This window comes from Bradyrhizobium sp. Kon56 (genome assembly GCF_055807635.1).
Genome location: NZ_JBVVOU010000179.1, coordinates 1 through 397, shown reverse-complemented (window position 1 = coordinate 397; position 397 = coordinate 1). Strand labels below are relative to the sequence as shown.

Here is a 397-nt window from a genome sequence, read left to right as displayed (position 1 = left end):
TGGTCCAGATGGGTCCAGGAGAGGTCGGCCGAGAACGTCAGGTTCTTGACCGGGGTCCAGCGGGTGATGACACCGACTTGGCCGATGGCGAAGTCAGGATTACAACCCGTCACGCCCGCCAGGCCGCCGAACACGCCGCCAGCACCGCCAGCGCCGCAGAGGGTGGTCTTGGCAAGAGTGCCGTACTGCGCCTGAGCGTAAGCACCGTAGATCGCGGTGTTCCAGTATGGATCCCAGTTATGGGTGTAGGCACCGCGGAAGCCCCAGGTCTTGACGGTTTCCTGACCGCTGCCGGTCACGAACACGGTGTCCGGAGCGATGGCGAAGCCGACGCTCTGGTAGGCAACGCCGGAGCTGCCGAACATCGAGTAGCTGCCGCCCGCCAGGTTCTGGAAGT

General features: G+C 64.5%; 1 protein-coding gene. It reads right to left on the bottom strand.

Annotated features, from left to right (window positions below; genetic code table 11):
• Positions 1–397 (bottom strand): porin (locus tag AC0L3B_RS38525; RefSeq protein ID WP_473382852.1); only part of this gene is annotated, 397 nt, incomplete at both ends.